Genomic DNA, 26,918 nt, shown 5'->3' with positions numbered 1-26,918 from the left:
AAATTTATAGAGACTATGTTTAAGTCAAAAAAACAAGCACCGGAATCCAGTGCTTGAATTCAAATTTATTGCTTAACGGTTAAGCCGTGAACTGTAACGGCAGATACGCTTCTACGACGTGAAGAAATCAGAATCTTGCAAAAAGTTTTCATGTAACAAATTGCATTTTCTGCCTGTGACGGGGTATCGACATCCTGCTGGATGTGTTTTTGTGCATGTAAGCGATTGCGCGTGTCCAACAGGCATTTTCTTATACTATAATGAAGCGTGTAGAAGGAGAATACATATGGGAAAACCAGTAGTATTAGTTGTAATGGATGGTGTTGGCTGGACTGAGAAGGACCATGGCAATGCTGTTCTGCATGCGTATAAGCCGCAGATTGATGAGCTGATGACAAAGTGGCCGCACACAACGATCAAGGCATCGGGTGTTGCAGTTGGTCTGCCGACCGACAAGGACATGGGCAACTCTGAGGTTGGCCATAATGCTCTTGGCTGCGGTCAGATTTATTCACAGGGTGCCAAGCTTGTCAATGAGTCGATTGAATCCGGCAAGATCTATGAGTCTCAGGCATGGAAGGATGCTGTGAAGTATGCCAAGGAACATGATGGCAAGCTGCATTTCATCGGCCTGCTGTCTGATGGCAACGTGCATTCCAATATCAATCATCTGATTGCCATGCTGAAGGAATCCAAGAAGGAAGGCCTGAAGCAGGTACGCGTGCATGCCCTTCTGGATGGCCGTGACGTACCGGAGACAAGTGCTCTGCAGTATGTGGATCAGCTGGAAGATGTCATCAAGTCTTTGAACGATGACAATTATCATTGTGCTATTGCCTCCGGCGGCGGCCGTATGGTCATTACCATGGACCGTTATGAAGCTGACTGGGGTATGGTTGAAAAGGGCTGGCACATTCATGTCATGGGTGATGGCAGAAAGTTCTCTTCTGCCCGCGAGGCCATTGAGACATACCGCAAGGAAGGCGGCTATACTGATCAGTATCTGCCGGGCTTTGTTGTTGCTGACAAGGATGGCAATCCGGTTGGCACCATCGATGATGGCGATTCCGTTATTCTGTTCAACTTCAGAGGCGACCGTGCTGTCGAGATTTCCAAGGCATTTGACTACATGAACAAGGGATTCAATGCCTTTGATGAAGTCAAGAAGCCGAAAGTATACTATGCAGGCATGCTGCAGTATGATGGCGATCTCAAGCTGCCTGAGCACTTCCTGGTTGAACCGCCGCACATTGAGCACACAATGAGCGAGTATCTGGTGCAGAAGGGTGTGCACAGCTTTGCATGCTCTGAGACACAGAAGTTCGGTCATGTGACATACTTCTGGAATGGCAACCGTTCTGAGAAGTTCTCTGAAGAACTGGAAGACTGGGTTGAGATTCCTTCTGATATTATTCCGTTTGATAAGAAACCTTGGATGAAGGCCTGCGAGATCACCGACAAGATGGTTGAGGCCATTGCGTCTGGCAAGTATCAGTTCCTGCGCTGCAACTATCCGAATGGCGACATGGTCGGCCATACCGGTAACTATGAAGCAACCATGATCGGTGTTGAGTCTGTTGACCTGATGCTGAGAAGACTGATGGATGCCTGCAAGAAGTATGACTACACCCTGATTGTGACAGCAGACCATGGCAACTCAGATGAGATGTATGACAAGGGAACAAACCCGGATGGCACACCGAAACCGAAGACATCTCATTCTCTGGCAAGAGTTCCGTTTGCCATTTACAATGGACCGGAAGGCACAGAGATGAAGGAAGGAGACGACTTCGGCCTGGCAAATGTTGCGGCTACGGTCGTCAAGATCCTTGGTTATGAGAAGCCTGAGTGGTGGCTGGAATCCATCATCAAGTAATCATCACGACATTTAAAAGAGGATGTACAGTGAATCTAAGTGAAGATTTACTGGCACCCTCTTTTTTTGCTTTCTTTGATTACTTTTTCAGATTGATCTTGTCATCGAAATATACAAGGCAGCGTAGAGTAAGGCCGGCTGCAATTGCCGCAGGGAAAAAGATTCTGTCTGATTCTGTCATGCCAGCTTTCAGCAGGCTGGATGCTGCAAAGAAATGATTGTAAGTTAGTTTGATCAGGAACCAGATCCCCAGAACGATGAAGAAGTATTTGGTTCTTCCACGCAGCTTTTCCATGGCATCTCCTTTGCACAGCAGATATGTAACTTTTTTGAGTCTGTAATGATAACGTTAAATATGTAATTACAGTTTCATTATACAGAGTGAAGTAATAATGGAGACGGTAATCATGATCGTAATGGATTTGAAACTTGATAATTTTAAGGCATTCAGGAATTTTCATCTCAATATGTCTTATCCAAAAAAGGTTGTTCATTCGACGATCATGGATGAGTGTCTGAAGGGAAGAACAAATTTCAGATATAAGAAGCTGAATATTCTGGTGGCTGGAAATGCGACAGGTAAGACGAGTCTTGGCAGAGTGATGGCAGATATTTTTGCATTTATTTCTCGCAAAGAATATCTGGCTTTAGTCAATGATATTTCTGATCAGAGCAGGCCAGCTTTCTTTTCAATTGATTTTGTGCCGGATGGAAAGCTGGAATTATATCAGTTGAAGACAGTATTTGATGCGTCTGCAAATGGCCAGTATGCCAATGAAATGATTCATGCATACCTTAAGAAAGCCAACATTGATAATGGAGACAGTTGTGAGAAATGTATTGAGAGGATAAATTCTGTTAACGAAACAGAAAAGCTTTGGAATGCTGTGCTGGAGGAAATTCCTCCGATTTCCTGGTATCTCGCCTCATCATCTAATAATCCATTTGTGCATATTCGCAATAATGCGAATGATGATTATCTGAAGGTGTTTTCTACTGTGCTGCAGGCAATTGACCCATCAATTGAGAAAGTAAGCAGAATTGATGGAACATCCGATTCTTATATGATTCATCTGAAAGATATTGATGTCATCATACAGCAAGGACAGATATTAAAAGAAGATCTGCTTTCCAGCGGTACAAGAGCCGGCATAGATATTGCGGATATGATGTCATGGCTGCTTAAAGACCTGAGCAGATTCTTCTATTGTGATGAAAAGTTTGCGTATGTAAGCAGCGATATCGAAAAAGCTTTTCTGGCAGTGATGGTTGAATCTCTTCCGGAAAATGGGCAGATATTCTTTACTACACATAATCTGGATATTCTGGATATGCAATATTCCAAACATTCATTCTGTTTCTTGAAGAAGAACGTAAATGATGAAAAAATGCCGATTTCCTGTGCATGGGCATCAGACTATTTGAAACGTAATACAGATTCTGTACGAAGCGCAGTTGAAAATGATTTGTTTTCAGTGTCTCCGTCTGTGGATCTTGTTTATAAGCTGGCTGATCTTGAGAAACGAGTTGTCTGATGGCTTTGAAGAATTATTGCTGTTTTGTAGAAGGTGCTGATGAGAAAAAGATCATTGGTACACTCAAAACTGATATGAAACTGATTCAGCCTGGAAAAGTGTATGTTGTTAATCCGGTTCAGGAAAAAATCCCAATGAGCAGGATTCTGAAAGCAAATAATAAACTGATTTCTTCAAGCATGAATGTTTTAAGGGTTATTTGCGTGACTCAGGTAAAGAACCTTGAAGATGAGCTTATCTGCAGCTGTGATATCAGGAATATTCGTGAACTGACAAATAGCAGATCAGACCGTGAGTATAAATCAGATTTGATTCGCATTACAAATCTGGCGGAGAGACTGAAGAAATGCTGTTTTTGCAAAGAGCTGTTCTGGAGTAAAGATCCGGACGGTGCATTTAAAGATATTCAGAATCAAGCTGATAAGATCTGGCTGTAGGCTTCACATAATGAAAAAACAGGGGCAGCTGCCTGTCAGGCAATGGCTGCTCCTGTAAAAGGAAAGGATATTGTTATTCCTGTTTCTCTCTTTCTTTGATCAGGAATACGACGATGAACAGTAATCCTGATAGGGAAAAGAAGAGAACTATTTCCCAGGGAAGAACATTTGTGGAAACACCAGTCTGCACACCAGTTGTACTGTTTGCTGGTATTGTTGGTTTTGGTGTTTCAATTGAGGGTGTTACAGATGTTGGCGTTGGTGTAGGTGTATTGTCATCTGTACCAGGACCATCTGGCTGGTGTTTGTCTACCAGAGTGATATCAGATGTCTTTTCACCTGTTTTGGTGTTGTCATGAACAGTTGTGGTGATAGTCATATCACCATCAATGTTCTGGATCAAGACATGCATGTACCAATTGCCAAGCTCGTTGTTGTCATTGTCAATTGCCTGCAGGTGATACCAGTAGTCACCAACACCTTCAAATGAGATTTCAATGGCATAGTCTGTTCCATCTGCCTTGGCAATCTCGATGATGTCCTGATTGCCTTGTGCTTCTTCAGGCATAGGCTCACTGCCTGTATCACCTGTCAGGATGACCTGATAGGTCTTCTGGGCACTGAGTCCGCTTGATGAGAAGACAACATTGATCGGCATTCTCAGAGTCAGGCTTGTACCTTTTGCCAGTATGGGCTGTATTGTCAGGCAGGAGAGAAACAATGCCAGGCCAATGGCAATCCATTTATGAATCAATTTACTTTTAAGAATCTTCATCCTTTCCCTCCTTGTAAGAGTGCCTGTGTTCTTATCCGCATCATTCATAATTTGCTGGATAAGAGACAATAACAGCAGTTCTGTCACGTTCCTGATCAGAGGAACAGGTAGACAGTGTCAGCAGATGGGTTACATTTGGATCTGTAACAACAGAGTTCAATGCAGAAGCATTGCTATATCTGGCATTGGTGCTGATATAACTCAGATAACCTTGAGGATCATCATCCACAGCTGCGGGATCAAAGACCCAGGCATCATTGTCTTCAACAACCATGACTGCAACTACGGTTACCGGGATTTTCTTTCCCGGCAGCAGTAATGTGCCCGTTGTATTGGTGTTAAAGAAGTCCTGATCGAGATACAGGTCAAGGTCACCGAACATTTCATGTTTTTCCATGTGGTGGCCATAGATCAGCTCATTGAAATCCGTGAAGTTTGGATCACACCTTGTATCCAGGAAGATACTGCCGGCAAGAGAATACTTTCCATAGACATCTTTGTTAAGATATTCTTCGTTGTTATTACCTTGAACAATCGGATAGTCAATATTTGTACCATCTAAAGTGATCCAGGCCATAACATCCGGATTGATGGCACGCAGCTCATCAAAGGACGGCTTATCCCCTGTCGGCTTCTTCTTACGGATTTTGACGGATAAAGACATAGATGCAGCATAGATACTGTTATTGTCCCAGATGGAATACAGGCTGTATGCCATCGCAATCAGGATAGACAGGATGATGATCACATCCAATATCCGATTCAGCACTTTCAACAGTTTCTTTGCCATCTTGTCTTATCAATCATTCTTTCTATTAAGCGTGACGCTTCTTGTTAGCTGCGAAGTAAGCAATACCGCCAATCACAGCAATGCCGAGGATCATGAAATACGGAGCATTAGATGTGAAGATACCAGTATCGATGGTGGTATCTCTCGTATTAGTGATAGTAACAGCGTTATCCTGACCAGCAACCATAGGGATAGTTTTTGTCAGATCGGAAGTGGATGCTGTACCACCGGTTGCTAAAGAATAAGTTGTATCATAGCCATCTTTGGAGTAGTCAGCTTCCATAACAAGCCATGAAACGCCAGCAGGAATATTTCTAAGTGTGATTGTTGTGCCATCAACGACTGTGTATGTCAGTTTTTTTGTTCCTGTCCAGTCAGGATCAATGCGTGTCAGTTGACTGGCATCCGGAGCATTGATACCGTCCACAAAAATTGTAGATTTAACAGTTTTGTCCGATGTTAAAGTTACTGTCACAGTGAACTTCTTTGTTGTATCGCCTGTGTTACCAGAAACTTTCTTTGTAAATGAAAGTTTGCCAGCTCCATAAGTGTTAGTGATGGAATCAACTTTATTTCCGGTATATTTATTAACCAGTTTAACAGAAGAAATCTTGAATGTACCATTATCGTTTTTTACGTTTAGAGCAACACGGTAACTATTTTCGCTGTAGGTGACACCTGCCGTTGTGCCTGCAACCTCATGGAAGTCATAGTAGTAAACGCCAGGATTTTTATAAGTGCCTTTTGTTGTGACATTGACAGCAACTGCATTGCCTGCTGTTGTTGCAGCGCCGCTTGCTGTATAGGCAGCAGTGTCGAGCGTAACGGTAGCAGGTACAGCTGCTGCGATTGCGGTCTGCGTTGTAGAATCAAGAGCGCTCAGTTCCTGCACAGTATCTGTTGCAGTATTCCATGTTGTGTTTTTAACAGCTGCCAGTGATGCTTCATTGGCAGTGGTTTTTGTGGCACCAAATTCACCAGAAGAAAATGTGAATGTTTCAGCCGGGCTTGCATAGTTAGCAGCATCCTCATTTGCAGGCAGTGTCAGTGTGTAAGTCTTTGTGAATGAACCAGCTGTTGTCGTTGTTGATGCTGTGTCATCAGCCAGTGCCGGGAGTACACTTGTGCCAGCCAGTGTTACTGCAGCAAGTGCGCTAAGAAGAATGTTTCTTGTTTTTGTGAGTTTGTTTTCCCTCATGTTTGTTTTCCTCTCTTTTCCTTTTTGACGGGATTTGTTTTTGCTGTTTTATATGCCCCTTCTTCGTAGAAGTGTGAGCACTTTTCCTTTGATGCTTTTGATGGGGATTGCCCCATAGATACGGCTGTCTCCTGTTTCCATGCGGTCATCATTGAGGATGAATACACTTCCTTCAGGGACAGTATATGGATACGTCAGCATACCAGGATCGTCGGTGGAGAACAGGATTTCTCCGCTCTCTGTAACACCGTTGACCTGTACACTGCCGTTTCCGCTGATTTCAACGGTATTACCAGACAATGTCAGGATTCTGCCAAAGTGCAGAGAACCATCTGCCTGGTAGAGAACCACATCACCAGATCGCAGTGTTGATTCCAACCGGAATCCAAGAACCAGATCACCATCTTTCAATGATGGGAACATATCATTGCCATTCACTCGTTTCAGAAACAGGATTTGAGTAAATAGCACGGCGATAATCACAATGAAGATGCCAGCCCGGATGAGCAGATGGACATAGCCTTTCCAGAGCGGCTGATCCTTTTCAGGATTGTTTCTCAGCCTGTCATCATTCTTCCTCATCTGTCATGACTCTTATTGAATCTGCGTTTGAGATACAACACATAGCAGATCGTGATGCCATCCAATAACAGGAATGCTACAAAGTACCAGAAGTTATCTCGGATATAGACACCAGTTTCTGGAATGGAGAATTCCTGGTTGGTGATTGTTACGGTGCCTGCAATGTCCGCATCCTGCACTGTAATCTGATCTGAAGCAGGATCGTATGAAACAGGATCAATATCACCTGTTTTCTTTAAAGTATAGGAAGCGATATAGCCATTGCCTTCTTTGTTGTAGAGAATATGGCCGGTTTTCACCTTGTCGCCATTGCCATCCAGTTCATAGACAGAATAGCTGTCGCCAACGTTAAGATCCAAAAATTCTGCAGAACCAATTCTCTTGGTAACACCATTCTCTGTCAGCTGATAGGAAGCAGTGCCATTCGAATATGTAATGGTCAAAGTTTCTACCAGATTGTTATCAGTGTTATACAGACCGAACGAGAATGTTCCATCCGGTGGAGTCGTTAATGTACTGCCATCTTTATCCTGGAATTCCTTGACAAGATTCAGAGAAGCTTTGTGATTGTAGGCTGTGTAGGTATACGTACTGCCACGATAGTTGACCGTGACACCCTGATTAGCCCAGGCTGCAACCTGATCAGCCGTATTTGTTACAAGGCTGCTGTCAACTGTACTTCCCCACTCCGTTGATTCATTAGGATAATTACCTTTTGAATCAGCTCTTGCCATCGCGATCAGTATTGGTGAAGTATTTCGTACATAACCAGCTGGTGCATACTTTTCTACAATGGCATAGACAGTATTGAACTGCAGTTCTGCAGTACCTGTTTCAAATGTCAGTTTGCCATTGCTGTCAGTCGTAGCTGCTTCCAGCGGATCACCAGTGTATGTCCATTTCCCATCATCTGCCTGGGTGGCTTTGTAGAGCTCAAATACGGCACCTGACAGTGTCCTGGTAACATTGTCCTGATCTGCCTTGATGAGATTTATTACAGGACTGTTGGAGAAACCGAAGCTTGCATCAACGTTATAACTGACAGTCTTTGTTACGGTGTTATAGCTGTCTGTGCTCAGACCATACCAGTGTGCGGTATTAGTGTAAGTAACAGGAGTTCCAGGGGAAGCATCAATCGATGCCTTGTATGTGATTGTCAGCTTCTTGCCATCCGGAACGGTCATGGTCAAGACTGTCATTTTGTTGGCAGTATCTTTTGTAATGCTTAAGGTCCAAAGACTGGAATCAAGGGCATTGCCATTGCTGTCCTGAATTGTAACCGTTGAAGGATCAACGGTCATTGACCCAGGTACTCCATTTTCTGTTGAATATCCCAGCTCATCTACCAGTGTCAGTGTATCAGTATCAGGTGAGAGATCCAGACTCATAGGATTGACCGCAATCGTAAATGGAACGGAACCGTTTGATACATCACCTGCTGATTTGGAAACCGTGTGTGTTTTAACCGTTGTTGTCACTTTGCTGGTAGTAACAAGATTGTTACTGCTGTTATAAACATTCATGGTGTTTGTATACGAAGTATCTTTACCCATGATGTTATCTGAATTTGTCACCCGCATGACAACCTGTACCTGCAGGTCTTTCTTATCGATCTGGCCAGGTGTGCCCTTTTGCAGATTATCTGCCATGAAGACAATTTTTCTGCTTTCAGAATCATAGTAGGCATAAGCACTTCCCTGAAAATTTACGTTTTTGCCATCGATTGTTGTATTCTTTACACCAATATCTGTCCAATTACCAGTTCCAAGGTCATCGGTGCTGATCTCTGGCATGGTTGGCGCATTGGTTGCACTTCGCAATCCATCTGGAATCCAGAAATACCTGACGTAAACAGGTTCCATGCCTTCCGGCACAACGTCTTCTACTTTGAATTTGCCAGACTCATCACCTGCATAGTTGATAGCCAGAATGTAGTCAACATATGTTCCGGAAGTGAGTGTCTGAGTTCCTTCGTTTGTGTTGTAAGATGTCAGGATTCTGTCGATGGCGTGATTTGGGGCAACTTGTGTATCACTCCAGGTCTTTGTATCAGCATTGTATGTACCATACTCACCAAATTCCTTGAAGTTTGTGCCCTGACCAAGGACATACAGAGTTGCTGTATTGACATCGTTCCAGCCAAGAGTAGAATTTGATCTTTCCTGCAATATGTTGTAGTACGTTGTCTGCGTCCGGGCATTATCAGATGGCTTATTGTTAGGATAAATAGCCACGATGATATACATTGTCTTTCCGTTTGGAATGGCAATATCATTGTTGAAAGTCAAAGTGCCAGGGCCGTTGCCATCAAGCTCCCATGTATAGTTGGATGAATCAATCTGCTCAAATGAGGAATCTGCAGATAACTCGGCATAGTTTCCATAGGTCTCTGTAACGGAGCTGCCTTCATCCGGCGTATTGCCGAAGTAGATGCCAACAATAGAATCTTTGGTGGCATGGCTTGGAGTTGTTCCTGGAACATCATGCAGCTGCATTCCAGCAGGCACCTTGGTGCCATCTACCGTGATGATCCAATACAGCTTGCCTTTGTCAAAGCCATTGGATGTGTCATTAGGATCATAATACCAGGCATACTTATGGGCGGAATAGTCAGTGGAACCAGTAACGGTTACGTTGGTTTTAACACTCATGGCTGGCAGGATGTAGGAAGTGCCGCCTGTGCCGATAATTGTTCCGCTCAGTGTGAAAGTATTGCTTGTCTTGACACTGCTGAATGCACCTGTAATAGGTTTTGCATAGTAGGTCAGCAGGAAGGAACCCTTGCCAAATGTGCTTTCCAGCTGCTTCGGAGACAGATTGAAGGATGTCATGTCATTAATATTGAGCCAGATTGTTTCTGTCGGCTTCCTGGCTTCCATGGCCTTGACGACATCACTGTCAGATCCATTTGATACAGAGGAGTTGACACCATCCTCATAGTAATCCAGCCTCAGATAACCTGCGTAATGGAGATATTGACCATTATTTCCCAGTGTGTCATTAAACTGAGAAGAAGAAACATCCCAGATGGCATTTTCATTGACGACGACCTGGTACTCATAACTGCCGGCAGGGACTTCAATCGCACTGTTTGAGGAAGACTTGGACCAGGTGGAATTACTGTAGGTATATACGGAATTACCGGCAGTGGGACTCTGCAGAATGGCGGATTTTGTTGCTGCGCCAATAATCTTTCTGTCCCAGTGCTGCTGTTCAAAACTTGTCTGATCTGAACCTCCGGAAAGAGATTTGTTGCCAAGAGACGACTTGTCATTTGAAAAAAGAGAAGCACGGTTGTTAATTTTGACCTGTCCCGCTGTGAAGATTGGCTTCATTGTCAGATTCACAGTGATTGTCAGAGTCTTGCCTGGAGCAGCATCACCAATGTACAGGTTAAAGCCCGGATACTCATTTGTTCCCTTGATGGCATAATAGGGAGCCGTGCTGGAACTTGTGCCTGCTGGTACAGATACCGTTGTACTGCCATCAGTGATCGTGAAATCATGGAAGCCTAGATTCGGAAACTCTTCTGTAGGCGTAATTGCATTCCAGAGTGTTGCTTTGTCAGCATTTTGTGTATTCTCTGAGCCAAAATAATCTGAAATTTTCAGGTTTTTCAGGGACCATGTATTGTTACTGTCTGTTGTGACCGTAATTGTGTATGGGATTGTGAGTGTGCTGTCTTTGTTCTCAATGACAGTGCCGGCTTTTTTTGTCATCACTGCGCTGGCATGTGGCGTGAATGAAGAAGAAACAGCATTGTGTTCATAGGTTTTTGAATACGGCGTTGCTGTATTTGTAATGGCGCCATTCGCTTCCGATCCAGTGCCTACGTAGTCAGAAGAAAGTTTTACCTTGTAATGCAAAACTCTGACTTCATTAGCTTTCATATTACCGACTGTCCATAGCATGGTACCTGGATCGGAAGCTGACTTATCCACCGAAAGCTTTACGCTGCCATGAGCTGATGAGCTGCTGCCTGAGATAATTTCTTCATATACGGAAGCACTTGTCTCAGACGTCAGATTCACTGAAGTTGAAGTGATGCCAACATAGGAATCGACAAAGCCAGCATTAGTTGTGAAGTGATCCTGTACGGTGACCGCCGGCATATCCGCATCCCCTGCTGAAATGGTCAGAGTATAGCTGAGATAGGAATTTCCATCCGTATCTTCTGAGTATTCAGGAGATGATTTCTGCAATGACAGATCAGATGATTTTGCGTCTGAATCTGCATCGAAGTTGATTGCAATATCCAGATTTCCAAGTTTAACGACCTGCTTGTAATTATCGCGTATCTGTTCAGGATCTGGCGTTGCTGTGAAGGTCAGGCTGCCATTTTGAATCTTGAAGTCTGTACCTTCATTGGTAAGCAGATCAGAAAGATATGTTTTATCGACCTGCAGCGTAATACGCTGGCCTTCTGCCGTAATGGTTCCGGCATTATTGCCATTTGCATCCTGAACTGCACCGCTGGAAACGGTAGGGTTTGTCAGTATTGACGGTAAATCAAGATAGAGTGTTCCATCATTGTTATACAGTTGCTGGGCAGAGATACCGCCAAAACGGACTTTGAATTGCAGCTTTGCAAACATGGAAATGGTGGTACTGCTGTCAGATACCGTAACCCAATCGTTGCCATCCTGATAGGAAAGCTGATAATCTGTTGTCAGATAATCAGCCAGGTTCATAGGTGCCGCAGATGATGTATTTGTATCTTCTGCCAGTACCGGCATCGGGCTGATCAAGGTACCAAGTACAATGGCAATCATGCATATGACTGCACCAATTTTCTTTCCTAATACAGTTTTCATCTCATCACCTGACCTGTTCTTATCTGCCACCATATCTGTTGCGTACTGATATGGTACTCTATTTTTCCTGAGAAAATAAAGACGATCTTATATTTTCTTTATGATGATCGGGAGAGGAAAAAACGGTATCGTGATATTACGTATGAACCTGCGCAAGCAAAAATATGCACAATAGCCCCGAATTTCCCCCTGTTACGCAGTAAGAATACTTATTACTGAGCGGGATGCAAGAGGATTGACCAGAAAACAAATATTTGCTGTTGAAAAATACAAAAGGCAGGATGAAATTTGCGGATCATGCAGTTTTAATAGGTCAATTGTTTATTCTGCTATGCAAGTACGATGATGGAGTGAATGCTGACTAACAGGCTGGAGAGTGCTCATGCATAGAGAAGTCCATCTACGCCATAGATCTTTCCAAGTATTAACATGGCAGGAATTAGGACGATGATCTGTCTGAAAAGGATAAGCATGGTTGCGGTGACAGACTTGCCAATGGACTGCAGGAAGGAAGATCCAACCATCTGGAAGTTGTCCAGGAATATTAACATGAGGTAGATTCTCAGGCATTTGACAGAGAATTCGTTATAGAGATCATTGGTGGAGCCAAAGATACGGACAATGCTCATGGGAGCGAGCTGGAACCAGATGGTCGCTGCCAGCATCAGTCCTCCAGATATCACCAGCAATGTTTTGAGAATCTTTCTGACTCTTGTGTTCAGGCCGCGGCCATAGTTATAGCTGATGATCGGCTGGGCACCGGAACAAAGACCAGTGATGGCATTCTGCAGAATGGTGAATACTTTCATGGTAACACCAAGGGCAGTCAGCGGAATTTCAGCACCGTACTTGCTCATGGCGCCATATTTGACAAGCAGGTTGTTCTGGAAGTAGAGAACGATGACAATGGCAACCTGTGTGACAAAGCTGGACAGACCATGTCTGGCATCATCTTTGACGTATGGCAGACAATGCTCAAAGGATTGCTTTGACAGCTGAATGGTTCCCTTCTTCTTTGCCAGCCAGACGATACACACAATGGCACTGCCGATTTGTCCCATGACGGTGGCCAGAGCGGCACCTTTGACACCCCAGTGGAAGACATAGATGGTCAATGGATCACCGATCATATTGATCGTAAAGCCTGTTAACATGCTTTCCATGGCAACCTTTGGCCCGCCATTGCCGCGGACAATGCTCATGGCACCGCACGGGAAGATGTTGCACAGGGTACCGCCAACGATGATGTATCCATAGTCAAGTGCATAGGGCATGATATCTTTGGTGGCACCAAACATGGAGCACAGCTGCGGTAAGAAGATGGTTAATACGATTGACAGGAACAAGCCTGAGATGACAAGAGCACTCAGGCCGGCAGCCATCCCCTTTTCGGCCTGCTCCTTCTTGCCTTCACCAAGTTTCAGATTCATGTAGCTGGCGGTGCCATCACCGATTAACAGACCGATGGCAATGGCAAGCTGTGTCAATGGGAAGATGACATTGGTGGCACCGTTGCCAAGGTAGCCGACACCATTGCCAATGAAGATCTGATCCACCATGTTGTAGAAAGCATTCAGTACAAGTGATATGACACTTGGCACTGAGAATTCAAGTAACAGCTTTCCGATTGTTTCACTTTCATATCGTTTTACATCACGTTCCATACAATCTCTCTTTTCAATTGCTTAGAAATATAACTATCTCATGAAAAGAAAACCCTTATTTCTTCAGGTTTTCAATCATTTTCTTTGTAATGGCAAGCCACTGTTGCTGTTCTTCTTTTGAGATGCCTTCCACCAGACTGCTTTCCAGAGATTCCACATCCGAGACAACCTGATCGTGGTATGTCCTGGCCTTTTCACTTGGAATGATCTTTTTCAATCGGCCGTCATAGGAGACTGATGCCCGTGTGATCAGGCCATCGTCTTCCATCTTCTTGACCAGAATACTGGCCGAAGGAGCCCGCAGGCCGAATTCTTCCTCCAGGTCTTTCTGGAAGATGTCCTTGTCTTCATGGTACAGAATGAAGTGAAGTGCCCTTCCCTCAGCTGCACTGTACTGGCCGTGGAAAGCCTGTCCGTCCATCGCCCTTCTCATGCGGTTGGACAGAATGCCGATATATCTTGAAACATGCTCGTCTTTGATCATATCCCTCTCCAGATAGTTAGATAACTATATATTCTATGTAAGAATACAGCAGGCAGAGGGATTGTCAACAGCCTTGTCAAATATAAGCGATTACTCTATGATGATGTTAGAGAACGGCTGTTGGGGAACGGCAGAAATGTATCAAATGATCGTGACAGTCATAATCGTTTATTATATAGGGAAGGAAAGTATGAAGAAAAGAGATCTCATTAAGGCAATCGCATTGGTTGTGTGTGGAACGGATATCGTTCTGCTCAATCTGAGCAGTCTGATCAATGAAATACTGATGCTTGTCATCTGCTTTGTCTTTCTGGCATTACTTGCCGTGCTTGGGGTTGTATGGCTGCGTACGGATAAAGAAAAAGAGGTTGAACGCAAAGAAGCAGATGAGACATTGCGGACGGCTTTCTATTGCGGCTATACCATTCTGATTGTGATGTCCTTTCTGATCCGCTATGCAGGAAAGTAGGAGATTATGAAGAAGAGATATCTGATTGGGGAAATCTGTATTGCCATGTCGTTTACAATTGCGATTCTGATCAACATTGCGGCTGGTCTCAGTAAACCTGTATTGCACGTGTTATATGCTGTATTTGCGGCAGAGCTTGTGATCTCAGGTATTGTGTACTATCGCACAGATCAGAATGTGACAGTGAATCTTGAGAAGGGATTGAAGATTCTGAATAGTGTAATGATCGGATGCTTTCTGATCATTCTGCTGGTGGTTGTATCGATCTGAGAAGTGTCCTCAAGGCATGGGAAACCATGTCTTTTACTATGCGCGAAGGTTATAGCGCAATGCAGAAATAGCATGATGCACAAAAGAAGAAATGCATTATCTTGATTGCGCAGAAAGAATACTGCAGAGAGTGTGAGACAAGTATATGAGAACATGGCTGATTACAGGTGCTGGATCTGTCCAGGAATCGTGTTCTTACCGTGGCTCTGGAAGTGACTGATGATGCATCAAGAAAAGCAGCCATTGAAGATGCAGCTATTGAGGATATGCACCTGGTGTTTGAGACAAACTACTTCGGATCAGTCAGTATGATCCAGTATGCTCTGCCATATCTGCGTTAGTCTGAAAATGCCGCAATCGTGAATGTGACTTCCATAGGTGTGCACTTTGATAATGCCGTGGGCAATGTTTTTTATGTATCCAGCAAAGCAGCATTGGATATGACGACGACAGTGCTGCGCAATGAGGTCAGACCGTTTCACATTCAGGTGATGCTGGTAGAACCGGGTACGTTTAGAACGAATTTCCGTGTGGATGGTGTAACCGCACATGGTAAGAGAAGTGACACTTTATATAAGGAAAGCCATGCGAGTGTGGACAATCTGAAGAATCATCTGTTCAATCAGACTGGTGATCCAAAGAAAGCAGGCAGGATCATTTTCGATCAGGTGAATCAGGAGACGATTCCGGAGATTCTTGTGTTAGGGGGCGGCATGGTGGACGCTGAAGTGGCCACTCTGCAGGCAAGGATTGAGAAAGTCAAGGCATGCAGTGAGATTGCAAGGCAGACTGATTTCAATACAGAAAACGAATAGCTGCATATTTGAAAGAGGTATCGCCGCATGACTGTTATGCAGTGTATGATGCTGGTGAAAAATGAGTGAGGATAAGAGAATGGCAGAAACATTTACATTGAACAATGGTGTTAAGATGCCGGTTATTGGGCTGGGCACCTTCCTGATGGATCCGGATCATGCTGAGCAGGCTGTCTATGATGCCCTGCAGGCAGGCTATCGTCTGATTGATACAGCCAATGGCTACATGAATGAAAAAGGTGTAGGCCGCGGCATTAAGAAGTCTGGTGTCAGAAGAGAGGATATCTTCCTTTCCACAAAGCTCTGGCCGTCTGTGTATGAGGATCCCAATGCCGTGGATGATACATTGGCAAGACTGGGTACAGATTATGTGGATCTGCTGTTTATCCATCAGCCTTCCGGCAATTGGGAAGCTGGCTACAGACAGCTGGAAAAAGCTTTGAAGGAAGGTAAGACAAAGGCCATCGGTATTTCCAACTTTCATGATGAAAAACTCAGGAAACTGCTTGAGATTACCGATGTCAAGCCGCAGGTGATTCAGTATGAGAATCATCCGTACTATACAGCTGATGATGTCAGAGAGATTCTGAAACCTTATGATGTGCGCTTCATGGCATGGTATCCACTTGGACATGGCGATAAGTCTTTGATGCAGGAGGAAGTCTTTGCAAAACTGGCCAGAAAGTATGGCAAGTCACCAGCCCAGATCATCCTGCGCTGGCACGTACAGTTTGGCAATGTTGTCATTCCGGGTTCCACCAATCCGGATCATATCAAGGCTAATGCGGATATCTTTGACTTTGCTCTGACAGATGATGAGATGAATGAAATCGCAAAGATTAACGAGAACCGCCGCTATTATGCAGGTACGCCGGAGCAGGAAGCCAGATATGCCAATATCAGACCGGATTTCAACAGTCAGAAATAAGAGCGACATAATAGAAAGGTTTACGACTGATGAAAAAGCTTGTTGTTTATTATTCCTATACCTGTGGCAATACCAGAAGAATTGCAGAAGAGATTGCCAGAAAGATTGATGCAGATCTTTTATCACTTGAAACAGAAAAGCCCTATACCGGCAGCTATCAGGATGTAGTTGATCAGGGGCTGGATGAAGTCAAAAGGGGCTATACGCCAAAGCTGAAACCATTCTCTGTAAACCCAGCTGATTATGATGAGATCATCATCGGTACACCGACCTGGTGGTATGAGATGGCACCGGCTGTATTGTCCTTTATGAAGCAGACAGACTTTACAAACAAGCTTGTTGGCTTGTTTCAGACCAATGCCGGCTGGCCGGGAGACTGTCTTGAACACATGGCAGAACAGGCCAAGGCAGGAAAGGTGATTGCAGAGGGCTTGTTTACATTTTCTGCAGATGATGCAGACCGTAACAGAATGACATCTTCTCAAAAAGATGTGGATGCGTTTATTGAGAAACTTTAAGAAGGGGAAAAGCGATGAATCAGTTTACATATAGCTATCCAACCAGGGTTTACTTTGGTGATGATGCCTTCAGCACCATGATGAAGGCAGAAGTGGAAAAGATGGGCAGTGTGGTCATGCTTGCCTATGGCAGGGGTTCTTTAAAAAAGACCGGCCTGTATGAGATGATTGTGGATGCTCTTCAGCAAGCTGGTAAGAAGGTTGTTGATTTTGGAGGCATTATGCCCAATCCAACTTATGCCAAGGTGAAGGAAGGTATTGCTTTAGCCAAGCGGGAACATGTTGAATTTATACTGGCAGCCGGCGGCGGCTCGGTGCTTGACTGCAGCAAGGTCATCTCTGCCGGGGCAAAGAGTGATCAGGATATGTGGGATCTGCAGTATCACCAGCATCAGATGCCAACGGAATTTCTGCCTATGGGAGCGGTTGTGACAGCGTTTGGCACCGGTGCTGAGATGAATAATGGTGCCGTCATTACCAATGAGGAAACCAGACAGAAGAGCCCGCTGTTTGGCAGTTATTATTCCTTTGCTGTATTGTCACCGGCATTTACGATGACAATGCCAATGGGACAGGTGATCTCCGGTGCCTTTGATTCCCTGAGCCACTGCATGGAGACATACATGGGATCTCCCCGGGAAGAGAATGTCTCGGATGAGATCAATGAAGCTGTCCAGCGCAATATTATCCGCAATATCAGAAAGATATTGCAGAATCCGGAAAATGAGGATGTGCGCAGCGAACTGATCTGGGATGCGGCGATGAGTGAGAACGGTATGCTAAAGATTGGCAAGAAGACAGATTTCCAGTGCCATATGCTGGAACATCAGCTTGGTGCCTATACAAACTGCAATCATGGCAGAGGTCTGGCCGTGCTGCATCCCGTGCTGTACAAACACTATCTGCCGGAGGCAGAAAAGCAGTTTGCAAGACTCGCTGTCAATGTCTGGGGTATTGATCCAGCAGGCAAGAGTGAAGCAGAGCTTGCCAGTGCATTTATCCAGGCACTGCAGGATTTCATCAAGGAAATCGGCCTGCCCACAAGCCTGCATGAGATGAATATCAATCTGTCTGAAAAAGAAACAGAAGAGATTGCAGAATCCACGGTCCTGACAGGTGGATGTGTAAAGAAGTTTACGGCTGAGGAACTGCAGAAAGTATTGAATGAGTGTGCATAAAAGGAAGAGAGAAAAACGGGACAGTAAATTTACTGAACAGGATGAATAAGAAAAACAAAACAGGATTTGTTGTATCCATGATGTCAGCTGTTTGATAAAGAAATGGTGATACGTTTTCTGAAAAGCTGTAATGAATACCCGAAATAATAGCAACATGAAAGGCTGACATCTCTGCCAGCCTCATACAGATAAAGTGTCTGGCAGGCGTCGCCGCTCCTGCATCTCTTTTAGCCCTGAGGGCGCGTGGTTGCAACGGAATTTACCACCTCAAACACTTTAACTTCTTTGTTCGGTTATATTATACGCTGAATCATCTTCAACAAGAATGAACAAAATGACATCATGATCATCTTTCCGAAAAGGCTGATGGTATCAGTCTGCTCACGGAAATGGAAAACGCATTTGTGGTGTGGAAAGGAATGTTTCAGGGTATCATAAATGCAAATACCAGGAGAATAACTATGAATACATCATCCTATCCACGTATTCTGCAGAACAAGCTGTATCTCTATCTGACCGAATTCTTTTCGGGCATGGCAGTCATGGCCGTGGAGATCGGTGCTCAGAGGCTGATTGCTCCGTATTTCTCTTCCTCCCAGATTGTGTGGACCATCATCATCGGCATGATCATGATTGCCATGGCGGCCGGCAATATCTATGGCGGCAAAAAAGCAGATAAAGACCAGAATCCGGACAAACTCTATGGCAGGATCCTGTTTGCGGCCATCTGGCTGGCCTTGATTCCTTTTCTTGGCAAGTATGTCATTGTCGGCATCTCAGCACTTGTCATTTTCTCCGTCAATGCCAATTATCTGATCATTGCGGCGTTTGCCACATGTCTGATCGTGTTTGTATTTCCATTGTTTCTATTAGGCACAGTGACCCCATCACTTGCCAGATACACAATGCGTTCTCTGGAGGAAGGCGGCAGTGTGGTCGGTACACTGGGTGCTGCCAATACCATTGGCTCCATCCTTGGCACTTTCTTACCAACCTTTGTGACCATTCCCACTGTTGGCACCAACATCACCTTTCTGATCTTTGCCGGCATCCTGATTGCTTTGTGCATCATCTACTTTCTCAGTGAAAAACGCGGCCAGAAGAAAAGCGTAACAGCAGTGATTCTGTTTATTGTGGCAAGTCTGCTTGGTTATCAGACAAACTTTGCTTTCTGGCAGTCAAAAGACGGCATTCTGTATGAGGGTGAGTCTGTCTATAACTATCTGCGCGTACAGGATACACAGAAAGAGACGATTCTTTCCACCAACGTTTTGTTTGGCGTGCAGTCAATTCTGGAAAAGACCAACAGTCTGACCGGTATGTATTATGACTATGCAATGGCAGCACCCTACATGGTACAGAACCCCAAGGATGTGCTGATCCTGGGCATGGGCTCTGGTACATATGCGCACCAGCTGAATAAGTACATGCCGGGACTGAATATTTCGGGTGTGGAGATTGACGGAAAGATTACGGATCTGGCCCACAAATACTTTGCACTGTCGGAAGCCATTCCGGTCAGTGAGTATGATGGCAGGGCATATCTGAATGAGACAAAGGATACATATGATGTGATCATGGTAGATGCTTATCAGGACATTACTATTCCGTTTCAGATGTCTTCGGTTGAGTTTTTCAACAGTGTGAAATCACATCTCAAACCGGGCGGTGTGATGGTTGTCAACCTGAACATGCATGGCACAAAGCAGGGCGGCATCGCTGACTGGCTGTCGGATACGATTTCATCTGTGTTTGATAATGTCATGACCGTGGATGTGCCAAACAACACGAACAGAGAGCTGTTTGCCAGTGATCAGGATATGCGTACACAGCTGCAGAACCATATCAGTGAAGTAGAAGACAGACAGCTGAGAAACCTGTTGAAGCAGGTATCTTCCCAGTTATCTGTCTATCACACCAGCAATCACCTGTTAACAGATGACAAAGCACCGGTAGAACTGTTGGGTATGAAAGAGCTGGATAACATCATTCGTGAACAGGTCCAGCCATATAAGCAGATCTACAAAGAGGAAGGCTTACAAGGGTTACTGAAATCATTCTGACAGGGGGGGATTCTCTCCTGTTTTTTCAGGTGAAGAATTGATTGTCATGAAGATAAACTGGTGATTCTTAAGAATCAGTTTTTCAGCTTGACGGAATCAGGTTATGTTCTGGTAATAATTGTTATGTGAAAATGACTGATGTAAAGTCTGTTTGGTGTCTGGTAATTGAACATCAGCACATCTATTTGCGTATTTGACTTGTAAAGATAGTTGCCATAAATTTGCCAAAGTGTCTTATGATCATCGAAGAATTACGGCTATAATACTTGTATGGATATCTTGGGGAAAATTGTGAACTGGTTTCGTAAGGAAACAGAGATTATAAGACTGCAGTGGCAGATTCATTCGATGAAGGGACAGCTTCATCAGATTTATCAGAAGCTTGGTGAGGATTATGTGGCGGTGCACCGCAATGATCCAGATGATCTGAATGCGGATATGATTCAGGAAGCGGTTCGTCTGCAGAAGGGCATCAAGGACAGACAGTCATCGATTGATGAGATGCGCGGCATTGTGCGCTGTGCTGCCTGTGGAGAGCGTATTCCTAATGGATCTCTTTTCTGCCCGTACTGTGGCATGCGGCAGCCGGATCAGAAGGTCAAGGTTGTACGCTATTGTCCTGAGTGCGGTACCAAGCTGGAAGTAGATGAAGTGTTCTGTCATCACTGCGGGGCAAGGATTCCCCAGGATGATGCTGTGACGGAAGAGATTGTGCTTCATCAGAAACAGCCGGAAAAGAAAGAAGAGGAGAAAAGACCGCTGAACTGAGGCGGCCTTTTTGTCAGTTATGTCAGTCATTCTGCTTGTGGAAGATGATGCCTCCATCCAGAGTTCATTGTCTCTATATTTGAAGGAAAACGGCTATGAAGTGCTGTGTGCCGGCACCATTGCCAGAGCCAGGGAAATGGTGGAAAAGGATCCGGATCTGATTCTTCTGGATATCACGCTGCCAGATGGGGATGGCCTGTCCTTTTTCCGTTCTCTGGATAAACAGATTCCGGTTATCTTTTTAACAGCACGGGATGATGAATCTTTACAGATCAAAAGCTTTGATCTCGGGGCAGAAGACTATGTGGAAAAGCCGTTTTCTCCACAGGTTTTATTAAGCAGAATCCGCAATGTATTAAGAAGAACATCGCAGAACGATATTGTGGTGATTGACGGTCTTGTCATCGATATGAACAGTGCCCATGTATCACGCGATGGAAAAGAGATTGTATTATCCGCGATGGAATACAGGCTGCTGCAGATCTTTCTGGAAAACCGTGGAAAACTTCTGACAAGAGAATTCCTGCTGGATGAGATTGTGGAATCCTGTGGTGACTATGTCAATGACAATACATTGTCTGTCTATATCAGAAGACTGCGCAATAAGATTGAAAAAGATCCTGTACATCCTGAAATTCTGCAGACAGTGCGCGGCCTTGGGTATCGTTTCTCATGAAGGTATTTGCAAATCCGGAAATCCGCAGGGAAGCTGTGATTTCCCTGCTTGTCATTGCCGCTTTGTCTGTTTTGGGATTTGTTGTAAATGTGTATGCCGGCCTGCTGGTGCTTTTGTGCGGTGCTTTGCTGCTTGGAATTGGCTGGTATTTTACCGTACGGCGCTATCGTGCCATTGCCAGACTGTCCGAGGAACTGGATGAAGTACTGCATGGAAAAAAAGAGATCATGATCTCAGATATGCAGGAAGGTGAATTGTCCATTCTGCAGAATGAGATTGCCAAAACAACGATGCAGTTGAAGAATCAGGCAGATCATCTGGATGAGGACAGGAAGATGATGTCACGTGCTCTGGCTGATATTTCTCATCAGCTTCGCACACCGCTGACTTCTTTACATCTGAATCTGCAGTTATTGCGGGATGAACAGACATCCGACAAGCAGAAACAGATTATCCGCAGGCAGATGGCGATGTCATTGAATCATATGGAAAGCCTGGTGGAGCAGCTGTTGAAGATGAGCAGGCTGGATGCAGGTACGGTAGTGATGAAGAAACAGAAGATTTCCGTTTCTTCTCTGCTGGATGCGTCCATGGAGAACCTGCGCACTGCTTTGGATGTGCATGGTGTACAGGTATTAGAAGATGTGGGCAGTACGCAGGTGGTGTGTGATGTCTACTGGACAGGGGAGGCTCTTGGCAACATCATCAAAAACTGTATGGAACACGTGAGTGAGGATGGAAAGATTACCATTGCGGCGAAAGAAACACCGCTGTATACCGAGATTGTGATTCATGACAATGGCTGCGGCTTTGATGAGAGTGATCTGCCGCATATCTTTGAGCGTTTCTATAAGGGAAAGAATGCATCGCCCAATGCGGTTGGCATCGGGCTTGCTTTGGCTTCTTCTGTGATTGCAGCACAGGATGGAACCATCAAGGCTATGAATGATCATGGCGCCTGCTTTATCATCCGCTTCTATACCCAGACGATCTGAGATCTTAAGAACTGTGTCACTGTTTTGTCATCTTGATGAGGGATGATACAGGTGTACAGGAGGAAGACACAGATGGAAATCTTGAGAACAGAAGATCTGACCAAAATCTATGGGGAAGGAAACAACAAAACAGTTGCCCTGGATCATGTCAGTTTCTCGGTTAATAAGGGGGAGTTTGTGGCCATTGTGGGCTCTTCCGGCTCTGGCAAATCAACGTTGTTACATCTTTTAGGAGCAGTGGACCGGCCGACATCGGGCAAGGTATATCTCAATGGCCAGGACGTGTATGCCAATAATGAAGATCAGCTGGCCGTGTTCAGACGCAGAGAAGTCGGCATCATCTATCAGTTTTATAATCTGATTCCGGTGTTGAATGTGGTAGAGAATATGACCCTGCCGGTATTGATGGATGGCAGAAAGGTGGATCAGAACCGCCTTGATGAATTGCTTCGGATTCTGCAATTACAGAACAAGAAGCACAGCCTGCCTAATCAATTGTCCGGCGGCCAGCAGCAGCGTGTATCCATTGGCAGAGCGTTAATGAATATGCCGGCGATTGTACTGGCCGATGAGCCGACCGGCAACCTGGATTCTAAAAACTCACAGGAAATTGTATCTTTGCTGAAGTATTCCAACCGTACCTATGAGCAGACTTTGATCATGATTACTCATGATGAAAATATTGCTCTGCAGGCAGACCGTATCATTACGATTGAAGATGGCCGGATTGTTTCGGATGTGAGCAGGAAGGCGCGCGTATGAATATCTTTGCAAGATATGCGGCCCGCTCCATGAAGAAAAATCATACCAGAACCAGGATTACGTGGATTGGCATGATTCTTACCATGGCTTTGTTTACTGCGGTAATTGAGGGTGCTTACAGCTGTGTTTCATGGCTGAAGAATACGGTCAAAGCAGCCGATGGCTCCTTTGAAGCTGTGTACCATGCCCAGAATATGGAGGATGCTCAAGCGGTTGAAGATAACAAGGATGTGAAGGAATCTTTGACCTTGAATATCAATGGCTGGGCAAAGATCCCTTCTGGCAATGAATACAAGCCATATCTGCTCATTGAATCGGGAGATCTGGATTCTTCATTGTTAAAAGTGACACTGACTTCCGGCCATCTGCCTGAAAATGAGAACGAGATCATCCTGCCGGAGAATCTGAAAATCTACATGGATGATGCCTATGAGCTTGGCCAGAGCATCACTCTGGATGTCGGTCAGCGCACAGGCAATGGCAAAGTGCTGAGTGATCTGGAATCTTATGAAGAATCTGGAACAGAAAGCATAACGGATACAAGTACAAAGACATATACGGTCGTTGGCTATTATCAGCGTCTTGCCACCCAGGCAGAGGATCTGTCATGTCCTGGTTTTACTGCTTTTACCAAGGGTGGGGATGCCATTGGTGCCAATGTGTATGTGACATTGAAGAATATCCATCATCTGGCATCTTTTATGAAAAGTGTGCCGGATGAAGGTCTGTTAACACTGCACAGTGATCTGACACGGTATGATGAGCCTGCCCTTGGCGGTATGTCGGATAATCTGCTGGCCATGATCAGAGGTCTTGCCGCGATCTTGATCGGGCTTGTCATGATCGGCTCCATCTCTTTGATCTACAATGCCTTTGCCATTTCGGTATCGGAAAGACAGAAGGAATATGGTCTGTTGAAATCGATTGGTGCTTCCCGTGGACAGATTCGTTCCACAGTACTGTATGAGGCATTGATCACAGGTGTTTCCGGCATTATTCCAGGTATTGCGGTTGGTTTGCTGGGAACAGGTATTACCCTGCATCTGATGGATCGCACCTTGACAAGCATGCGTTCAACAGAAGCACCGCATATTTCTCTTGCGATCAGCTGGAAGGGACTTCTTCTGGCCAGTGCGATCTGTCTTGTGACAGTGTTGATTGCATCATGGATTCCGGCCAGAAGGGCAATCAAGGTGACACCGATGGATGCCATCCGCCAGAAGGATGATGTGAAGATCAATGCCAGAACACTGCGTACACCACGCTATGTCAGAAAGCTGTTTGGCTTAGAGGGTGTACTGACTTCCCGCAATTTCAGAAGAAGCCATAAGCGTTTCCGGGCAACGATTCTGTCCTTAAGCATTTCGGTCATACTGTTTATCAGTGCTTCCTCGTTCTCTCTTTATATGAACAAGGCATCCCAGATGCAGTATGGTAACAATCCCTATGATATTTCCGTACAGATGGTCAATTCAAACGGCGTTGATGCAGGCAGTGTCAATGATGCATACAATGCCATGAAGAGCTGTGGCGATGTGAGTGAAGGCATGTATGAGACAAGTGCCATGCCATATCAGCTGATGATTGATCCGAGCCTGTTAACCACAGATGCTTTGAAACAAACATCCACGGATGGCAGTCTTGCCCCGCTGCTGTCCAGTCATTTTGCCTTCCTGGATGATGATTCCTTCCGGCAGATTCTAAAAGACAATCATCTGGAGGAAGCAGAATACTTCAATACTGACAAGCCGTTGGGACTGTTTTACAACACGGAGCTTGCTATGACAGACAGTGGAAAATCAACGGAATTCCAGGTTGTCAAAAGCAGTGGGAACTTCACCGTCTATAACCGTGCAGTCAAAGCCGTGGATGGCATGACCTTCAGCACGACTGATACGGTCAATGGTGTGGAATATGCCGTCTATTATGACAATGACTATATGCAGTCGGTATCACAGGAAAATGGTGAACTGGATCCGGCAAAGGCAAAGAAGATTCCGCTTGAGCAGTCTGAGATTCTGATTCCATTCAACATTGGTGCCGTGATTTCCAAATGTGCTGTGTATGAAAGCATTGGCAGAGGAAACTATGCTGTTTTGTATCCGATGTCGATGTTTGACACGATTACAAAGATGAATGAGGCAGACAGTCTGTATACCGATGCCAGCAGTGTGTGGATGCAGTTCGTTTCAAAAGACCATGCCAATACGGCTAAGATCATGGCAGATACAGCCAGTCAGATGAGTACAAAGCTGATGGTAACGGATATGACGGCATCCAGCCAGCAGGAAAAGTCATTCATCTTCATGATTTCAGCACTTGGTTATGCTTTCATCACATTGATTGCCTTGATTGTGACAGCCAACATCTTCAATACCATCTCCACCAATCTGCAGTTAAGAAGGAAAGAGTTTGCCATGTTACGATCGGTTGGCATGACACTCAAGAGTTTCCGGAAGATGCTGTATCAGGAATGCCTGCTGTATGGCGTCAGATCACTGATCATCTCCATACCGGTATCAATCCTTGTCACCTATGGTATCTACCGGGCAGTCTACAATGAGATGAACATTGGTTTCATCATCTCCTGGAAGGCTATCCTGATTGCCTGCATTGCCATCTTTGCCTCTGTTGGTGCAGCCATGTTATATGGCGGCAGAAAGCTGGCCAGGGAGAACCTGGTGGAAGCACTGCGAAATGAGAATGCGTAATGATTTGACAGTTTGAATATGCATGAATGCTGGAAAGTCAGTATAATCATTGGCTTTCCGGCATTCTCATATTTGTCTGAAAATGTTGTATGTGTACAGGGTGATCGCTCATTTTAATGCAAAATCTCTGATTGATTCGTACGGCAGATAGATCAGATTGGAATAGGAATCTGCGGACAATCAATCGTATTTTTCATTCATAGAGAAATGTTTGAAAGGAAATCCATTTTAGAAAAGTGGCAGAACTGCCACAAATCTAAAGTGGAGGAACGCACAGATGGAAATTAAGCGAGATCGATATCTGAATATGCTGATTACTAAGATGAATAATGGATTAATTAAGGTAATAACGGGAATCCGCCGAAGTGGTAAATCATATCTTCTCTTTCACCTCTTTTATAATTATCTGATTTCTGCCGGTGTTCCCAACCGTAATATCATAGTGGTTCCTTTGGATGATATTGAATATGAAAAATACCGCGATCCACGTAAACTTTTTGATTATATCGTTAACTTCTCCTAAAGTATAACCAAGAGAGCTTCTGAATACAGAGAATCATCAGATTTCATCGGATGATTTTCGCTTCGAAAGCTCTTTTCTTTCAGCTCC

Annotated in this window: 25 protein-coding genes; 17 read left to right on the top strand and 8 right to left on the bottom strand. The window is 44.7% G+C overall.

All coding sequences use genetic code 11. The features are described from left to right. The first annotated feature begins 286 nt into the window (after window positions 1-286). Entirely contained in the window at window positions 287-1,876 is a 1,590-nt protein-coding gene (gpmI, locus tag SOI44_RS07950) for a 2,3-bisphosphoglycerate-independent phosphoglycerate mutase (protein WP_331348679.1), read from the top strand. A 79-nt stretch (window positions 1,877-1,955) separates the two neighbouring features. Here gpmI and SOI44_RS07945 read toward each other — a convergent pair whose 3' ends face one another. Then, window positions 1,956-2,171, bottom strand: coding sequence for a hypothetical protein (locus SOI44_RS07945; RefSeq protein WP_331348678.1), 216 nt, complete (start codon window positions 2,169-2,171; stop codon window positions 1,956-1,958). A gap of 172 nt (window positions 2,172-2,343) precedes the next feature. Between SOI44_RS07945 and SOI44_RS07940 the strand changes: the two genes are divergently transcribed. Both SOI44_RS07940 and SOI44_RS07935 read left to right on the top strand, forming a co-directional pair. Then, on the top strand, window positions 2,344-3,411 hold the full coding sequence (locus SOI44_RS07940) for a hypothetical protein (RefSeq protein ID WP_331348677.1): 1,068 nt from the start codon (window positions 2,344-2,346) through the stop codon (window positions 3,409-3,411). Continuing rightward, window positions 3,411-3,848: a hypothetical protein gene (locus tag SOI44_RS07935; RefSeq protein WP_331348676.1), complete on the top strand. Its 438-nt coding sequence runs from the start codon at window positions 3,411-3,413 to the stop codon at window positions 3,846-3,848. The genes SOI44_RS07940 and SOI44_RS07935 overlap by 1 nt, the downstream gene beginning before the upstream one ends. A gap of 73 nt (window positions 3,849-3,921) precedes the next feature. On the opposite strand, the gene SOI44_RS07930 is transcribed toward SOI44_RS07935, so the two are convergent. The 7 genes from SOI44_RS07930 to SOI44_RS07900 all read right to left on the bottom strand — a co-directional run bounded on the left by SOI44_RS07930 (window position 3,922) and on the right by SOI44_RS07900 (window position 14,008). Continuing rightward, window positions 3,922-4,623 (bottom strand): hypothetical protein, encoded by a 702-nt coding sequence (locus tag SOI44_RS07930; protein ID WP_331348675.1) that lies wholly within the window; start codon window positions 4,621-4,623, stop codon window positions 3,922-3,924. 40 nt (window positions 4,624-4,663) lie between these two features. Then, a complete protein-coding gene (gene srtB, locus SOI44_RS07925) occupies window positions 4,664-5,413 on the bottom strand; it encodes a class B sortase (RefSeq protein ID WP_331348674.1) in 750 nt (249 codons plus the stop codon). Window positions 5,414-5,438: 25 nt separating this feature from the next. Further along, entirely contained in the window at window positions 5,439-6,611 is a 1,173-nt protein-coding gene (locus tag SOI44_RS07920) for a DUF7601 domain-containing protein (protein WP_331348673.1), read from the bottom strand. Window positions 6,612-6,659: 48 nt separating this feature from the next. Next, window positions 6,660-7,193, bottom strand: a complete 534-nt coding sequence (gene lepB / locus SOI44_RS07915; RefSeq protein WP_331348672.1) for a signal peptidase I — start codon at window positions 7,191-7,193, stop codon at window positions 6,660-6,662. Further along, window positions 7,190-12,007: a prealbumin-like fold domain-containing protein gene (locus SOI44_RS07910; protein WP_331348671.1), complete on the bottom strand. Its 4,818-nt coding sequence runs from the start codon at window positions 12,005-12,007 to the stop codon at window positions 7,190-7,192. Before SOI44_RS07910 ends, lepB begins: the two co-directional genes overlap by 4 nt. 380 nt (window positions 12,008-12,387) lie before the next feature. Beyond that, complete coding sequence (locus SOI44_RS07905; RefSeq protein WP_331348670.1) at window positions 12,388-13,671, bottom strand: MATE family efflux transporter; 1,284 nt, start codon at window positions 13,669-13,671, stop codon at window positions 12,388-12,390. Between the two features lie 55 nt (window positions 13,672-13,726). Further along, the gene (locus SOI44_RS07900) at window positions 13,727-14,008 is read right to left on the bottom strand and encodes a MarR family winged helix-turn-helix transcriptional regulator (RefSeq protein WP_442914587.1); all 282 of its coding nucleotides are present in this window, start codon (window positions 14,006-14,008) and stop codon (window positions 13,727-13,729) included. A 337-nt stretch (window positions 14,009-14,345) separates the two neighbouring features. Between SOI44_RS07900 and SOI44_RS07895 the strand changes: the two genes are divergently transcribed. The 14 genes from SOI44_RS07895 (at window position 14,346) to SOI44_RS07830 (ending at window position 26,831) form a co-directional block, all read left to right on the top strand. Continuing rightward, window positions 14,346-14,624, top strand: coding sequence for a hypothetical protein (locus SOI44_RS07895; RefSeq protein ID WP_331348668.1), 279 nt, complete (start codon window positions 14,346-14,348; stop codon window positions 14,622-14,624). Between the two features lie 6 nt (window positions 14,625-14,630). Continuing rightward, window positions 14,631-14,894, top strand: coding sequence for a hypothetical protein (locus SOI44_RS07890; RefSeq protein ID WP_331348667.1), 264 nt, complete (start codon window positions 14,631-14,633; stop codon window positions 14,892-14,894). Between the two features lie 167 nt (window positions 14,895-15,061). Next, window positions 15,062-15,235, top strand: a complete 174-nt coding sequence (locus SOI44_RS07885; RefSeq protein ID WP_331348666.1) for a hypothetical protein — start codon at window positions 15,062-15,064, stop codon at window positions 15,233-15,235. A gap of 18 nt (window positions 15,236-15,253) precedes the next feature. Beyond that, the gene (locus SOI44_RS07880; protein WP_331348665.1) at window positions 15,254-15,709 is read left to right on the top strand and encodes an SDR family NAD(P)-dependent oxidoreductase; all 456 of its coding nucleotides are present in this window, start codon (window positions 15,254-15,256) and stop codon (window positions 15,707-15,709) included. A 79-nt stretch (window positions 15,710-15,788) separates the two neighbouring features. Then, the gene (locus SOI44_RS07875; RefSeq protein ID WP_331348664.1) at window positions 15,789-16,637 is read left to right on the top strand and encodes an aldo/keto reductase; all 849 of its coding nucleotides are present in this window, start codon (window positions 15,789-15,791) and stop codon (window positions 16,635-16,637) included. A 29-nt stretch (window positions 16,638-16,666) separates the two neighbouring features. Continuing rightward, window positions 16,667-17,155 (top strand): flavodoxin family protein, encoded by a 489-nt coding sequence (locus SOI44_RS07870; protein WP_331348663.1) that lies wholly within the window; start codon window positions 16,667-16,669, stop codon window positions 17,153-17,155. A gap of 14 nt (window positions 17,156-17,169) precedes the next feature. Beyond that, window positions 17,170-18,333: an iron-containing alcohol dehydrogenase gene (locus SOI44_RS07865; protein ID WP_331348662.1), complete on the top strand. Its 1,164-nt coding sequence runs from the start codon at window positions 17,170-17,172 to the stop codon at window positions 18,331-18,333. Window positions 18,334-18,794: 461 nt separating this feature from the next. Then, entirely contained in the window at window positions 18,795-20,396 is a 1,602-nt protein-coding gene (locus tag SOI44_RS07860) for a spermidine synthase (RefSeq protein WP_331348661.1), read from the top strand. Window positions 20,397-20,687: 291 nt separating this feature from the next. Next, window positions 20,688-21,164, top strand: coding sequence for a zinc ribbon domain-containing protein (locus SOI44_RS07855; RefSeq protein WP_331348660.1), 477 nt, complete (start codon window positions 20,688-20,690; stop codon window positions 21,162-21,164). A 19-nt stretch (window positions 21,165-21,183) separates the two neighbouring features. Further along, window positions 21,184-21,840, top strand: a complete 657-nt coding sequence (locus SOI44_RS07850) for a response regulator transcription factor (RefSeq protein ID WP_331348659.1) — start codon at window positions 21,184-21,186, stop codon at window positions 21,838-21,840. Beyond that, a complete protein-coding gene (locus SOI44_RS07845) occupies window positions 21,837-22,835 on the top strand; it encodes a sensor histidine kinase (protein ID WP_331348658.1) in 999 nt (332 codons plus the stop codon). The genes SOI44_RS07850 and SOI44_RS07845 overlap by 4 nt, the downstream gene beginning before the upstream one ends. Before the next feature lie 72 nt (window positions 22,836-22,907). Continuing rightward, complete coding sequence (locus SOI44_RS07840; protein ID WP_331348657.1) at window positions 22,908-23,597, top strand: ABC transporter ATP-binding protein; 690 nt, start codon at window positions 22,908-22,910, stop codon at window positions 23,595-23,597. After that, complete coding sequence (locus tag SOI44_RS07835; RefSeq protein WP_331348656.1) at window positions 23,594-26,308, top strand: FtsX-like permease family protein; 2,715 nt, start codon at window positions 23,594-23,596, stop codon at window positions 26,306-26,308. Before SOI44_RS07840 ends, SOI44_RS07835 begins: the two co-directional genes overlap by 4 nt. Before the next feature lie 277 nt (window positions 26,309-26,585). Beyond that, window positions 26,586-26,831 (top strand): AAA family ATPase, encoded by a 246-nt coding sequence (locus tag SOI44_RS07830; protein ID WP_331348655.1) that lies wholly within the window; start codon window positions 26,586-26,588, stop codon window positions 26,829-26,831. Window positions 26,832-26,918: the final 87 nt, after the last annotated feature.

The organism is Lactimicrobium sp. (assembly GCF_036453465.1).
Classification (GTDB): domain Bacteria; phylum Bacillota_I; class Bacilli_A; order Erysipelotrichales; family Erysipelotrichaceae; genus Bulleidia.
This window is presented reverse-complemented; position numbering and strand designations above follow the sequence as displayed.